18 protein-coding genes are annotated in these 13,237 nt (G+C 60.1%); 11 read left to right on the plus strand and 7 right to left on the minus strand.

The features are described from left to right. Positions 1-93: 93 nt before the first annotated feature. From moaB to AC2FJ6_RS09825, 4 genes are read right to left on the minus strand one after another with little or no spacing between them, the layout of a single operon-like run. A complete protein-coding gene (gene moaB / locus AC2FJ6_RS09810; RefSeq protein ID WP_170772654.1) occupies positions 94-636 on the minus strand; it encodes a molybdenum cofactor biosynthesis protein B in 543 nt (180 codons plus the stop codon). A gap of 6 nt (positions 637-642) precedes the next feature. Then, on the minus strand, positions 643-1,263 hold the full coding sequence (locus AC2FJ6_RS09815) for a LysE family translocator (RefSeq protein ID WP_170772656.1): 621 nt from the start codon (positions 1,261-1,263) through the stop codon (positions 643-645). Then, positions 1,260-1,859 (minus strand): metallophosphoesterase family protein, encoded by a 600-nt coding sequence (locus tag AC2FJ6_RS09820; RefSeq protein ID WP_480875975.1) that lies wholly within the window; start codon positions 1,857-1,859, stop codon positions 1,260-1,262. Before AC2FJ6_RS09820 ends, AC2FJ6_RS09815 begins: the two co-directional genes overlap by 4 nt. Continuing rightward, on the minus strand, positions 1,859-2,620 hold the full coding sequence (locus AC2FJ6_RS09825; RefSeq protein ID WP_170772660.1) for a uracil-DNA glycosylase: 762 nt from the start codon (positions 2,618-2,620) through the stop codon (positions 1,859-1,861). The genes AC2FJ6_RS09820 and AC2FJ6_RS09825 overlap by 1 nt, the downstream gene beginning before the upstream one ends. Before the next feature lie 85 nt (positions 2,621-2,705). On the opposite strand from AC2FJ6_RS09825, the gene AC2FJ6_RS09830 reads away from it, so the two are divergent. From AC2FJ6_RS09830 to AC2FJ6_RS09875, 10 genes are all read left to right on the plus strand, one after another. Further along, positions 2,706-3,389 (plus strand): scavenger receptor class F, member 2, encoded by a 684-nt coding sequence (locus AC2FJ6_RS09830; RefSeq protein WP_480506649.1) that lies wholly within the window; start codon positions 2,706-2,708, stop codon positions 3,387-3,389. Positions 3,390-3,448: 59 nt separating this feature from the next. Next, complete coding sequence (locus AC2FJ6_RS09835) at positions 3,449-4,384, plus strand: aspartate carbamoyltransferase catalytic subunit (protein ID WP_170772661.1); 936 nt, start codon at positions 3,449-3,451, stop codon at positions 4,382-4,384. Beyond that, positions 4,381-4,899, plus strand: coding sequence for a hypothetical protein (locus AC2FJ6_RS09840; protein WP_480875979.1), 519 nt, complete (start codon positions 4,381-4,383; stop codon positions 4,897-4,899). The genes AC2FJ6_RS09835 and AC2FJ6_RS09840 overlap by 4 nt, the downstream gene beginning before the upstream one ends. Beyond that, a complete protein-coding gene (locus tag AC2FJ6_RS09845; RefSeq protein WP_170772665.1) occupies positions 4,884-5,270 on the plus strand; it encodes a hypothetical protein in 387 nt (128 codons plus the stop codon). Before AC2FJ6_RS09840 ends, AC2FJ6_RS09845 begins: the two co-directional genes overlap by 16 nt. Beyond that, positions 5,267-5,719 carry a hypothetical protein gene (locus tag AC2FJ6_RS09850; RefSeq protein ID WP_170772667.1) on the plus strand — a complete coding sequence of 151 codons (453 nt, stop codon included), beginning with the start codon at positions 5,267-5,269 and terminating at the stop codon, positions 5,717-5,719. The genes AC2FJ6_RS09845 and AC2FJ6_RS09850 overlap by 4 nt, the downstream gene beginning before the upstream one ends. Then, a complete protein-coding gene (gene pyrC, locus AC2FJ6_RS09855) occupies positions 5,716-6,996 on the plus strand; it encodes a dihydroorotase (RefSeq protein WP_170772669.1) in 1,281 nt (426 codons plus the stop codon). The genes AC2FJ6_RS09850 and pyrC overlap by 4 nt, the downstream gene beginning before the upstream one ends. Continuing rightward, positions 6,996-7,601, plus strand: a complete 606-nt coding sequence (gene plsY / locus AC2FJ6_RS09860) for a glycerol-3-phosphate 1-O-acyltransferase PlsY (protein WP_170772671.1) — start codon at positions 6,996-6,998, stop codon at positions 7,599-7,601. Before pyrC ends, plsY begins: the two co-directional genes overlap by 1 nt. Then, on the plus strand, positions 7,598-7,867 hold the full coding sequence (locus tag AC2FJ6_RS09865; RefSeq protein WP_170772672.1) for a hypothetical protein: 270 nt from the start codon (positions 7,598-7,600) through the stop codon (positions 7,865-7,867). The genes plsY and AC2FJ6_RS09865 overlap by 4 nt, the downstream gene beginning before the upstream one ends. Positions 7,868-8,061: 194 nt before the next feature. After that, positions 8,062-8,538 (plus strand): YHS domain-containing (seleno)protein, encoded by a 477-nt coding sequence (locus AC2FJ6_RS09870; protein WP_170772674.1) that lies wholly within the window; start codon positions 8,062-8,064, stop codon positions 8,536-8,538. A 261-nt stretch (positions 8,539-8,799) separates the two neighbouring features. Beyond that, on the plus strand, positions 8,800-9,333 hold the full coding sequence (locus AC2FJ6_RS09875; protein ID WP_170772676.1) for an outer membrane protein: 534 nt from the start codon (positions 8,800-8,802) through the stop codon (positions 9,331-9,333). Between the two features lie 53 nt (positions 9,334-9,386). Here the strand turns inward: AC2FJ6_RS09875 and AC2FJ6_RS09880 are convergent, their stop codons facing one another. After that, positions 9,387-10,370: a quinone oxidoreductase family protein gene (locus tag AC2FJ6_RS09880; RefSeq protein ID WP_170772678.1), complete on the minus strand. Its 984-nt coding sequence runs from the start codon at positions 10,368-10,370 to the stop codon at positions 9,387-9,389. 193 nt (positions 10,371-10,563) lie between these two features. On the opposite strand from AC2FJ6_RS09880, the gene AC2FJ6_RS09885 reads away from it, so the two are divergent. Beyond that, positions 10,564-11,421 carry a DUF2189 domain-containing protein gene (locus tag AC2FJ6_RS09885; protein WP_496668897.1) on the plus strand — a complete coding sequence of 286 codons (858 nt, stop codon included), beginning with the start codon at positions 10,564-10,566 and terminating at the stop codon, positions 11,419-11,421. A gap of 15 nt (positions 11,422-11,436) precedes the next feature. Here the strand turns inward: AC2FJ6_RS09885 and AC2FJ6_RS09890 are convergent, their stop codons facing one another. Together AC2FJ6_RS09890 and AC2FJ6_RS09895 are read right to left on the minus strand one after the other, a co-directional pair. Next, positions 11,437-12,423 (minus strand): NAD(P)H-quinone oxidoreductase, encoded by a 987-nt coding sequence (locus AC2FJ6_RS09890; protein WP_496668899.1) that lies wholly within the window; start codon positions 12,421-12,423, stop codon positions 11,437-11,439. 63 nt (positions 12,424-12,486) lie between these two features. Beyond that, the gene (locus tag AC2FJ6_RS09895) at positions 12,487-13,179 is read right to left on the minus strand and encodes a COQ9 family protein (protein WP_496668901.1); all 693 of its coding nucleotides are present in this window, start codon (positions 13,177-13,179) and stop codon (positions 12,487-12,489) included. Between the last annotated feature and the right edge of the window lie 58 nt (positions 13,180-13,237).

Consider the following 13,237-nt stretch of genomic DNA (forward strand, 5'->3'; position numbering starts at 1 on the left):
CGGTTGCATCAAGCCGCCACCTACAAAAGGTAGCCGGGCGGTCAAAAATGCCAAGCCACAAAGCGGTTATAAAATGTTGAACGTGCGAGCAGTCTACTTCCGTCGCAGATGTTCGTCCAATCTGGGCATTATTTCTACAAAATTGCAGGGACGGTGGCGATAATCGAACTGCTTTTCCAGAATCGCATCCCAGGCGTCCTTGCAAGCACCGGGGCTGCCGGGCAGCGCAAACAGATAGGTGCCACCTGCCACGCCGCCCGTTGCGCGGGACTGAACGGCCGAGGTACCGATCTTCTCCATCGAGACAATCGTGAAGACGGTGCCAAAGGCCTCAATCTCTTTTTCGTAGACGTCCCGATGCGCCTCGACCGTCACATCACGCCCCGTCAGCCCGGTGCCGCCGGTCGAGATCACAACGTCGATCTCGGGGTCGGCAATCCAAGTGCGCAGCTGATCTGCGATCTGGGCGCGCTCATCGCGGATGATTTTGCGATCCGCCACCGAATGGCCCGCCTTTTCGATCCGGTCCACCAAGGTTTGGCCCGAACGGTCCTCATCCAGTGAACGGGTGTCCGAGACGGTCAGGACCGCAATCCGAACGGGAATGAAATCCATGGTTTCATCAATGCGTGACATCTTGCGTCAGGCCCTTTCCAGAATAGCAAGGCGGATCGCCAGAGCAGTGAAAATCCCGCCCGTCACCCAACCAATGATACGTGAGGCGCGCGGGTTCGAAATCAGCACTCGCCCAGCGCCTCCAGCAAAAATCCCCACCAGTCCGTTCACCACGAACCCACCCAGCGCGATGATCACGCCCAGGATGAGGAATTGCGGCAGGATCGGTCCGATGGCCGGGTTCACAAATTGCGGGATAAAGGCCAGCACGAACAGGATCACTTTGGGATTGGTCAGGTTCACCACCATCCCGTCCCGAAACGCATAGCGCGCCGGTTTAGCAGGCGCATCCGCAGACACAGCCCCATGTCGGATCGCACCCCAGGCCAGATACAGCAGATAGGCCACACCCATCCAGCGGATCACGTCGAACAACCATGGCAGAGCAGAAACCGCAGCCCCAAGCCCAAGCCCGGCCAACAACACATGCACCATCAGCCCCGTCGAAACTCCGGCACTAGCGACCAGCGCGGGTTTTGCTCCGGATTTCAAACCCTGCCCGAAACAGAACATCATGTCCGCGCCGGGCGTAAAGTTCAGCGCCATTGCCGCCGGGATGAAAGCCAATAGAGTGACTGTTTCGATCATATCTCAACCTCGAACCAATTCACGCGCGGCCCAAGATTGGCGATCTGTGTCTGCCCTAGCGTGCCGCGATAGCCCCAGCTGTCGTGGATGTGCCCATGTAGCGACATCTGCGGTTGCAACCGTTCGATCGCATCTCGCACCGCGGTCGACCCAACCGCATCACCGGTCGAGGTCACATCGCCATAGCCTTTGGGAGGCGAATGCGTGATCAGAACTTCCGCCCCTTCGCACCGGTCCAGCAACTCAGCGGCCTCGCCCTCGGACAGGTCACAGGACCAGTCTCCGAACGGCGTCGGCGGCACGCCATAGCCCAGACCGAACAGGCGCAACCCGTCCACAGTCATACTTGTCCCGTGCAGGACATGAACGCCATGCGACGCGGCAGCGGTCAGTTCCTCGGCGCTTTCGGCGTTGCCGGGCACAAGAACCAGCGGAGCGGTGATGCCGGACAACATGTCCATCGCCTCACCCAGACCCTGCCGCATGTTGCAATAGTCCCCGGCGCCGATCACCAGATCGGCCTCGGTACTCGCAGCAACCAGTTCGGAGGCGCGGTGACGTGCCATATGCAAGTCAGAAAAGGCCAGAATGCGCATCACTTACCCTCCAGCCGAGCTTTCAGTTCCAGCAGATCGGCCCAGGCCTGTCGTTTGGCCTGCGGCTGGCGCAGCAGATAGGCAGGGTGGAACATGGGGATCACCGGCAGATCCAGCGCCTGAGCCCATTGCCCGCGCAGCCGGGTGATACCTCGTTTGCCCAGCACTGCCTGACAACTTATATTGCCCATGACCACCAGCACGTCGGGCTTGGCCAGTGCCACGTGACGTTCCAGAAACGGCTTCATCATCCCGATCTCTTCGGGCTTGGGGTCGCGGTTCTGCGGCGGCCGCCATGGCAGCACGTTGGTGATGTAGACGTTTTCCCGCCGATCCAGATCAATCGCCGCCAGCATACGGTCCAACAACTGACCCGCGCGGCCTACGAAAGGTTTGCCCTCACGATCCTCGTCCCGGCCCGGAGCCTCACCGATGATCATCACCCGCGCACCCGGCGTGCCATCGGCAAAAACCAACTGTCGCGCGCCGCGCTTCAACTCGCAATGATCAAACCCGTCCATCGCCGCGCGCAACTGATCCAGCGACCCCGCCGCTGTGGCCGCGGCCTTGGCAACCGCCACAGGATCGACCTGTTTGGGCTTTGCAGGCGCGGCCTGCACCTCCGGCTTTTTGGCTTTGGGTGCGGTATCGGGCAGCGCATATCGGTCAACCGGCGCGTCGCCAATTGCATCCGTTGCGCCCAGTTCGATCTGCCAATCCAGCAGCGCCCGCGCGGTGTAATAGTCCAAAGCCGATTCCATGCCCCTCAATCTAACCAGCTTTTGACCGAGGGAAAGCGAATAGCACTTGATCGCCCGCCCTGCCGCGCCGACCATTGTCGCATTCATGTTGACCCTTTTGCGATTCTTTCTGGTTGCCGTGTTGCTGATCCCCTTCAGCAGCCCAAGCTTTGCGCAGATAAATGACCGCCTCGGCATTCAAACCCCAGGCATCCATAACCGCAACGGCCTGTCGCAACGCAACCGGGTTCAGGACCGCGTCAACCAATGCCGCGCGGGGCAATTGCGGTGCGGGCGCAACTGCTGTCCGGTCGGGCAACGCTGCGGTTTTGACGGACATTGCATCCCACCCGGCGGCACCTATTGCGGCGGCGGGTTTTCCTGCGGTCCGTTCGAGCGTTGCATCGGCAGTCGCCGCTGCGCCCCAAAAGGCGAGAACAAGTGCCGAACAAGCCTGGATTGTCCCAGTGGCACCTCGTGCAACGGGCGCGGTGAATGCGAAGCGATCCAGCTGGAGTTTAACCTGCCCCGCCCACAAGCCAGATGTGACGACGGCAGCACCTGCGCCAGCGGTACAAGTTGCTTGCCGGGCGGCGGCTGCACCCGTCCGGGCTGGTTCCTATGCGAAGAAACCGGCTCGCAATGTCGGCAAGGATTCAAATGCTCAGCCAATCAAGGCTGCGTCCCGGTCAAGGCCGTTGATTGCGGCAATGCCAAATGGTGCAGACCCGGCGAGCGTTGCCTGCCCGAAGGCGGGTGCGAGAAACTGCCCGAGGGGTCGGAACCATAGGTTGCCTTAGCCCCCGCAGGTTTCTATAAGCGGCTCGATTGTCAGACAGGAGCCCGCCCATGCGTTTCGCCCATCGTCACCTTCTTGGCATCGAGCATCTGTCACAATCCGATATCACCGCCATCCTTGATCTGGCCGAGACCTATGTCGACATGAACCGACAGTCGACCAAGCATTCCGACGTGCTGTCAGGGCTGACGCAGATCAACATGTTCTTTGAAAACTCGACCCGAACGCAGGCCAGTTTCGAACTGGCGGGCAAGCGGCTGGGCGCGGATGTGATGAACATGGCGATGCAGGCCAGCTCAATCAAAAAGGGCGAGACTCTGATCGACACGGCTATGACCCTGAACGCGATGCACCCCGATCTGCTGGTGGTGCGGCATCCGCATTCCGGTGCTGTGGACCTGCTGGCGCAAAAGGTGAACTGCGCTGTGCTGAATGCAGGTGACGGCAAGCACGAACACCCGACGCAGGCGCTGCTGGACGCATTGACCATCCGCCGCGCCAAGGGTCGTTTGCACCGTCTGAACATCGCGATTTGCGGGGACGTCGCGCATTCGCGTGTGGCACGGTCGAACCTGATCCTGCTGGGCAAGATGGAAAACCGTATCCGCCTGATCGGCCCGCCGACGTTGGTGCCTTCGACCTTTGCCGAGTTCGGGGCCGAGATTTACGACGACATGAACGAAGGTCTGAGGGACGTCGACGTCGTGATGATGCTGCGCCTTCAGAAAGAGCGGATGGATGGCGGCTTTATCCCCTCGGAGCGCGAATATTACCACCGCTACGGGCTGGATTCGGCAAAACTGGCGCTGGCCAAACCCGACGCCATCGTCATGCATCCCGGCCCGATGAACCGCGGCGTGGAAATCGACGGCACGCTGGCCGATGATATCAACCGCTCGGTCATTCAGGAACAGGTCGAAATGGGCGTCGCCGTCCGCATGGCCGCGATGGAGTTGCTGGCCCGCAACCTGCGCGAGGCGGCATGAACAACCTGACCGTCGCCCCCCATGAACGCGGCGTGATCCGCCTATTCAAGCTGGATATGCGCGCTGAGGAGGCCAAGTTCCTGCGCGAACCCGGTGCCGCCGATCAAGTTCTTGGGGTCGATGGTCTGGATACAGGGCAGATCGATATCTTTCCCGTTTCAGACCTCGAAGACCTCGGGCTTTATGGATACCTGCACGAAGGTTGCGGTGTGTCCGAGGATCAGCTGAACCGCGCCACGCTGGACGCCATCGAAGGCTGGGTGATGGTGGTGCGCAGTGCCGCGTTTCACGATCGCGCGGCCAACTTGACGCCTGACGCCCGCCTTCACCTGCAAGGACTTTATACCGAAGAGGCCACCAACTGGACCGGCGGCGCGATCGACACTGAAAGCGCGCGGCCCTTCTCGGCCCCGCAATCCCCGATCGAGACCGGCGCACCCAACCGCATCGGCTCGGCCCTGTTGGCGGTGATCATCTTGTTTGTTGTCGGAGGTGCCCTGTGGCTGATCCTGTAGTCTTCACCCCGAACAAGCGCGCCTATATCCAAACCAACCTGACCCTGGCCGCCATCGCCATGGCGGGCGCGATGATCGTGCTTTGGCTGATCGGAAACCCCTATGTCTGGACCGGAGCGCCCGCCGGGCTTGCAGCCATCGGCATCCGCGCGTGGTATCTGGCGTCCGAGGAACTGAGCAATGCGTGGGAAATGTCTGACAGCACCCTCACCGGTCCCGGCCCGCGCAAGGTTGCGCTGAACCAGATCGAAGCCGTCAACACGATGGGCAGTTTCGTGCAGGTCGTCACCAAAAGCGGCGACAAGCACCTGATCAAGTACCAAGCCGACCCCGCCGCCACCAAAGCCGCCATAGAAAGGGCCATGGGATGAGCGACGACTGCTGGCGCAAGAAAATACCCGACACTGAACAGGTGCTGTGGCATGGGCGGCCTGACCAGGGATATTTTCCTCCACGCCTGAGATGGGCATATGGCATTCTAATTGCCTGCCTTGCGCTCAGTTGGATTGCCAGCCCATGGTTTGCGGAGACTGCGCGCGATTATTGGAAGCTTATCGGTTGCACGTTGTTGTTGGCGTTTTTCATGTGGTGGGAACAGTTAATCCGCACGCGGCGCGTCTATGTCGTGACCAACCGCAACGTCTGGTGGATCAGCGAGATATTCAAAGCAAAATCCTTATCCGTTCATCCCGACCTGAAATTCTATCGCAACGGACACAACATCGTGTTTTCGCAGCTGCGGTTTCTGGTATTCGAATACCTGCCCGACCCGGACGCCGCCATGGCAGCCCTGATCAAAGCCCGAGAGGCCCAGACATGACCGACCAGATTTTCACCAATGCCCGCCTGATCGACCCCGAGGCCGGAACGGACACAGTTGGTTGGCTGCACGTCTCGGAAGGCCGCATTGCTGGCCTCGGCGAAGGTGCCGCTCCGGCCACAGACGCACAGGTGATCGACTGCGGCGGGCAATGTCTAGCCCCCGGCATCGTCGATATCGGAGTCAAGGTTTGCGAGCCGGGCGAACGGCACAAGGAAAGCTATAAATCCGCCGGCTTGGCTGCCGCAGCGGGCGGCGTAACCACCATCGTTACCCGTCCCGATACACTGCCCGCCATCGACACACCCGAAACGCTGGAATTCGCCACGCGCCGCGCGCAGGCGGATGCGCCGGTCAATGTGCTGCCCATGGCCGCGCTGACCAAGGGCCGCGAAGGGCGCGAGATGACCGAGATCGGCTTTCTGCAAGATGCAGGCGCTGTGGCCTTTACCGATTGCGACCACGTAGTCGCCAATACCAAGGTTTTTTCCCGCGCGCTGACCTATGCCAAATCCTGCGGCGTGCTGGTGATAGCGCATCCGCAGGAACCGGGACTCAGCACCGGGGCCGCCGCTACCAGCGGTAAGTTCGCCGCGCTTTATGGGTTGCCTGCCGTTTCGCCCATGGCAGAACGCATGGGGCTGGACCGCGATATTGCTCTGCTTGAGATGACCGGAGCCGCCTACCACGCCGATCAGATCACCACCGCCCGCGCCCTGCCCGCGCTGGAGCGCGCCAAGCGGAACGGGCTGAATATCACCGCAGGCACCTCGATCCACCATCTGACGCTGAACGAATTGGACGTGGCCGACTATCGCACCTTCTTCAAGGTCAAGCCGCCGCTGCGGTCCGAGGATGACCGGCAAGCCGTAATTGAGGCGGTGCGCACTGGGCTGATCGACATCATCAGTTCGATGCACACGCCACAGGACGAGGAAAGCAAACGCCTGCCGTTTGAAGAGGCAGCATCGGGCGCAGTGGCGCTTGAGACGTTATTGCCTGCCGCACTGCGCCTCTATCACGCCGAGCAACTGGACCTGCCGACCCTGTTCCGCGCCATGGCCTTGAACCCGGCCAAACGGCTGGGGCTGGAGAGCGGACGACTAGCCGAAGGCGCACCAGCTGATCTGGTGCTGTTTGACCCGGACGTGCCCTTTGTGCTGGATCGCTTCAGCCTGAAATCGAAATCGCAGAACACTCCGTTTGACGGCCAGCGGATGCAGGGTAAGGTCACGGCAACCTATGTCGCAGGCCAAGAAGTATACCGGAGACCCTGATGCCCCCAATTGACAGTTCCACGGCCCAACTGATCCTTTGGGCCGCATTTGGCTATCTGATAGGGTCGATCCCTTTTGGTCTGATCCTTGCCAAGGTGATGGGGCTGGGAAATCTGCGCAATATCGGCTCGGGCAATATCGGCGCGACCAATGTCCTGCGTACCGGGAACAAACGCGCTGCTGCGCTGACCCTGATCTTTGACGCCGCCAAAGGCGGGGTCGCTGTCCTGCTGGCGCGCGCACTGGCCGGAGAAGACGCCGCTCAAATCGCCGCCCTGGCCGCGTTTTTGGGCCATTGCTTTCCGGTCTGGCTGGGGTTCAAGGGCGGCAAGGGTGTCGCGACCTTCCTCGGCCTGTGGCTGGCATTGGATTGGCGCGTCGGCGTAGCCTGTTGCCTGACATGGCTGGTGACGGCGCTGATCTGGCGCATCTCGTCTCTCGCGGCTCTGATGGCTGCGGCGATGTCGACAATCTGGATCATGGTGCTGACTGAGTCCCCGACATTTGGGCTGGGTGTTATCCTGACCTTGCTGGTCTACTGGCGCCATAGCGCCAATATCGCGCGCATCAAAGCTGGAACCGAGCCAAAAATCGGTCAGTCTTGACCGCCTCGGACACGTTTCTGACCGCATTCTTCGCAATCCCTCTTGGCACGTCTAATGGGCAGAGCGGCGCCAAATCCTATGTCGTCAGTCGATCCGAGTTGGCGGGTGGGAAATCCCACAAACTGGTGGCCCGTGAACGCGGTGGGCCGGACTATATCAGCCTGAACCTTTATCTGACCAAAAACAGCGGCGCCCTGCTGCGCCCCTGTGAGATGTCGGCACAAAAAGTCACTGAATTCGTGATTTCTTTTCAGCCCGAAAAGTAAGCATCGCCCTTTATTCATGGGCGAAACGCGTTTGTTACCTCATGATCACATTTGATTGTTTTGAACGTGATCAGACCGGCCCCCACTTCGGGGTCGTGACGGCCAATTACCGACCGCACAGAACAAAATCGACAGGGTTGCCCAGATACAATTACTGTGTCGTCCGGTGGCTCAATTCACGAAAGGTGAACACCATGAACAAGATCAAATCCCTCATCGGCGGCGTTGCGCTGTCCGTCGCAGTTGCAAGCACGGCTCTGGCCGCTGGCGTTGAACTGAACGCAAGCTCGACCGGCCTGGCGCTGCAGGGTTATGACCCGGTTGCCTACTTCACCGTTGGCGAAGCCACCAAGGGCGACTACCGCATCACCACACTGCACAACGATGCGCTGTACCGCTTTGCTTCGGAAGAAAACAAAGTTGCATTTGAAGAAAACCCCGAAGCGTACCTGCCCGCATATGGCGGCTACTGCGCATTCGGCACCGCGATGGGCTTCAAGTTTGACGGCGACCCGAACTACTGGAAAATCGTTGACAACAAGCTGTACCTGAACCTGTCGGCCGACATTCAGGAACGCTGGGAAGGCGATATCCCGGGCTTTAACGAGCGCGCAGACGCCAACTGGAAAGACATTGCCGGCAAAACTCCGGCAGAGCTGCAAGCTCAATAATCCACTCACGGATTACCTCGGGGCGGCGGCAGAGAAATCTGCCGCCGTTTTTCGTTGGACAGCTATCTGTAGATAGTTTCCCTTCCGCAAGCAAACTTTCAACCGCACGACGCCCCTCTGCCACGTCGGTTCGGTGAAAACCCCCTCCTTCGCTAAATCACCGAGTGATCCAACCCTTCGCTCAAACGCATTCAAATATGCAAGTGCGCGATCCAAGCCGGGAAAGGCGCAATAAACCGAGCTGAGGGAAAGAAGCACGACATGAGAAAAAAGATTTTGGCGGCCACTGGCCTTGCGTTTCTGGCGGCGGGATCAGCCGCTGCGCAATCTTCAGGCGACTGGACGTGGTTCTATGGCGGTCTGCAAGTCGGATATGCCGATATCGACACAAACATCTCGGGCATCGACGGCGACGGTGCGATTGGCGGCATCATTCTGGGCTATGACTACGATCTTGGCGATTGGGTTGTTGGCGGCGGCTTCGACTACGATTGGACAGACGTTGATCTGAGTGGCGCAGCCACGGTCGAGGATGTTTGGCGCATCAAAGCGCACGCGGGTTACAAAGTCACATCGCAAGGGCTGCTTTATGGCATCGGCGGCTTTGCCGAAGCCGGAACCGATAATCTGGGTAGTGACGATGGTTGGTTCATCGGTGCCGGGTACGAACAGATCGTTGCCCCGAATGTAAGCATCAGTGGCGAAATCCTGTATCACGAGTTCAACGACTTCAATTCATCCGGCGTCGACGTCGATGCGACCACCTTTCAGGCCCGCGCCGCATACCGGTTCTGACCCATTCCTTGCGCACAAGCTTGGTCCCGACCAGAAGTCGGGGCCATGTCAGATCATAGTTCCAGGATGGTGCTGCCCGTTGTCTTGCGTGCCTCAAGCGTGCGATGCGCCTCAGCCACCTGATCCAGCGGGAAACGCTGGTCGATGTGGATTTTGACCTCGCCCCCATCAACTTTGTTGAACAGACGGCGCGCCATCGCCTGACAAACGCTGTGATCGGCAATATGCGTGAACAAGGTGGGCCGTGTGATCTTGATCGAGCCTTTCTTGGCCAGAATGCCGATGTCGATAAGCGGTACCGAGCCCGATGCATTGCCAAACGAGATCATCATCCCCAGTGGCTTGAGACTGTCGAGCGAGCCGTTGAACGTATCCGCTCCGATCGAGTCCATTACCACGTCCACGCCTTTACCACCCGTGATCTCGGCCACGCGCTCGGCGAAGTCTTCGGTGCGATAGTTGATGCAATGCGCCGCCCCGTTGAACTTGGCGAGGCTACATTTTTCGTCCGTTCCTGCGGTCCCGATCAGTTTAATCCCCTCGGATTTAGCCCATTGGCAGGCGATCAAGCCTACACCTCCGGCTGCGGCGTGGAACAGAACCGTATCCCCGCGTTTCAACGGCGTCGTGCGATGAAATAGATATTCGACCGTCATCCCCTTGAGCATCATTGCGGCAGCCGTGTCAAATGAGATGCTTTCAGGCAGCGGGCACACTTGCGCCGCAGGCATAACCCGCGCCTCGCAATAGGCCCCGGCTGGCATTGCGGCATAGGCCGCGCGCTGACCGGGTTCCAGATGGGTCACGCCTTCGCCCGCTGCCTCGATCACGCCCGAGGCTTCCATTCCCAGCGCGTGTGGCAGCTCAAGCGGGTAAAGACCCGCGCGCTGGTACACGTCGATAAAATTCAGTCCGCAGGCACGGTGACGAATGCGCACCTCGCCCGGTCCCGGCTCGCCCACCGGGCGATCTTCGAGGGTCAGAACCTCGGGGCCACCATGTTTGTGAATGACGACTGTACGTGCCGTTTGCTGCATACTCACCTCCTGTACCCTGACGACAAGCTAACACGCTTGTGACGCAGCGCAATCGGCACAAAAGCGCAACCCGGCGCAAATCGGGAAAAACTGTGCTATACTCGGGGGTAAGCGTTGCCGGCGGGTCCGGCCCAGGGCAACCGATGCCGGATTCTCTCTGCTGCGCCAAGCCGCAAAAGAGGAGGGGATGACGATGGCGAAAACGATTGGAAACCCGGTAAGCTGGGCTGCGCGAAATCTTGGCGCTACCAGCGATCACATCGCGGAAAGCGTCAACAGCCTAGGCAGTGCCGACACACGAAAACTGCCAGCTGTTCGAGATCTGACCATGCAGGACCTGCGGGAATGTTTGAAGGCCGGGGGTCGCGACTTTCTGGAAACCCGCGCGGATGCGGTGTTTGTCGTGCTGATCTATCCGATTGCGGGCTTGCTGATGTTTGGGTTGGGGCTGGACCGCAACATGATCCCTCTGCTGGCCCCTCTGGTCGCAGGGTTCGCGCTGATCGGCCCTGTAGCCGCCGTTGGCCTCTATGAGATCAGCCGCACCCGTGAAAAGGGCGGCGAGGCGCATTGGCTGGACGCGCTGTCTGTATTCCGCTCACCTTCCTTCGGCGCCATTCTCGCGCTGGGGTTCTATCTGGTTATGTTGTTTCTGATCTGGCTGATGGTCGCACAGAGCATCTATGTGCGAACCCTTGGTCCTGATCTGCCAGAGTCGTTGGGCGCATTTCTGACTCAGACCTTCACGACCGGCGCGGGTTGGACCATGATCCTGTTCGGCAACGCGGTCGGCTTTTTGTTCGCCCTGATCGCGCTTGCGGTCAGCGTTGTCAGCTTTCCGCTGTTGCTGGACCGCAAGGTCGGGCTGCCGGTTGCTGTGGTGACGTCGGTCCGGGTGCTGAGACAGAACCCCGCCGTCATCCTGGGTTGGGGATTCATCGTCGTCGGAATGCTTATCCTGGGCGCGATCCCGCTGCTGCTGGGGCTGATCGTGGTGATCCCGGTTCTGGGCCACGCCACGTGGCATCTCTACCGCCGCGCCGTGGCCTGAACAGGCTGGCGGTGTTTAGCCGCCCACCTTCAGAACGATTTTGCCGATATGGCCCGAGCTTTCCATCCGTGTATGGGCCGCTGCGGCCTCGGCCATATCAAATTCGCTGTCCATAACCGGTGCAACCTTGCCTGCATCCAACAGCGGCCAGACCGCCTCGCGCAGGTCCTGGGCGATTTTGGCCTTAGCCAGATCGGATTGCGGGCGCAGGGTGCTGCCGGTCAAGGTCAGGCGTTTCACCATCATCATGGCAAAGTTCAGCTCGACCTTGGGGCCTTGCAGGAAGGCGATTTGAACCAGCCGCCCATCCTCGGTCAGAGCCTTAACGTTGCCCGGGATATAGTCCCCGCCCACCATATCAAGGATTAGGTTCGCCCCGCCTTCGGCGCGCATGGTGGATACGAAATCCTCATCCCGGTAATTAATCGCCTTTTCGGCCCCCAGTTTCTCGCAGGCGGCACATTTCTCGGCCGATCCGGCGGTGGCAAAGACCCGTGCGCCGAACGCATTTGCAAGCTGGATCGCCGTTGTTCCGATCCCGCTGGACCCACCGTGAACCAAAAACCGCTCGCCCGCTTTCAGACCGCCGCGTGTGAACACATTGGACCAGACGGTAAAGAAGGTCTCGGGCAGACACGCAGCCTCCTTAAGGCCCATCCCCTCTGGCACGGGCAGGCAATGGGCAGCGGGCGTGGCAACGTATTCGGCATAGCCACCGCCGGGCAACAAGGCGCAAACCTGATCGCCGATGGCGACACCTTCGACCCCTGCGCCGAGGGCAACGACTTCGCCCGACGCCTCAAGCCCCGGCAGATCACTCGCGCCCGGAGGCGGATCATACGCGCCCGCACGCTGCAAAGCATCCGGGCGGTTCACACCCGCATAGGCCACTTTCAACACCACCTGACCAGCGGCGGGCTCGGGCACTGGGCGTTCGGTCAGTTGCAACACATCCGGGCCGCCGGGCTTGGTGATTTCAACGGCGCGCATCATTTGGGTCATAGGCAAGTCCTCCTTGGCGCAATGCCTAGCAGGCGAAATCGGAAAGGCCCAGACACTTACGTGCTACTTGCGTGGGTTCAGCATTCCCGGCAGATCAGCCCGCATCTTCATCGGCGCTTTCACCTGACCGGCCAGCCAATTCGGAACCGCAAGGAAAGGTTTGAACAGAGGGTTGCCGTTCACCTGCGCCTTGAGCTTTTCAAACTGCATGACGTTATCGATGCGGCGATCCAGAAACTCCCACGTCTTCTGATGATCCGGCGAATCATCCCCCAGCCAGAACAGTACGGTCGAGGAATAGACCCCCGACAGCGTCGCCCGTTTGGTGTACCAGTTCACATCATCCGAGGTATCCCCCAGCGTGTCCCAGATCAGGTCGCAGGTCTGCCACATCGCCTTCGCCCCATCCGCCGCATGCATCGGCAGCGAAAACAGCGTCATGCCGCGGCGCACCAATTCCTTATCATCGACGGCCTGTAGGCGAAACCGGACCGCAGCGGCGATACGGTCGCGGAACTTCAGATCGCTCAAATCCTCGGCTTTCAAGCGTTCCACCATGGCCGCATCCCCCTGGGCATGAAAAGCCAGCGCCATATCGACCGCGCCACGGGGGCAGATTGAGCGGGCCAGCGCCACATCAATATCGCAATCACTGATGGCCATGCGAAAGCTGGTTTCCGACCATCCGTCAAACGGGACATGGTCCAGCATCGCATTCAATAGCTGCTCTTTTGCGTCTACATAAGTGGTGGTCATGGCGGTTCTCCGGGTTCTGGCACCAGTACTAGACAAGTTAGAACGGCTTTGCTATACG

This window comes from Ruegeria sp. CDSA089, assembly GCF_059612205.1.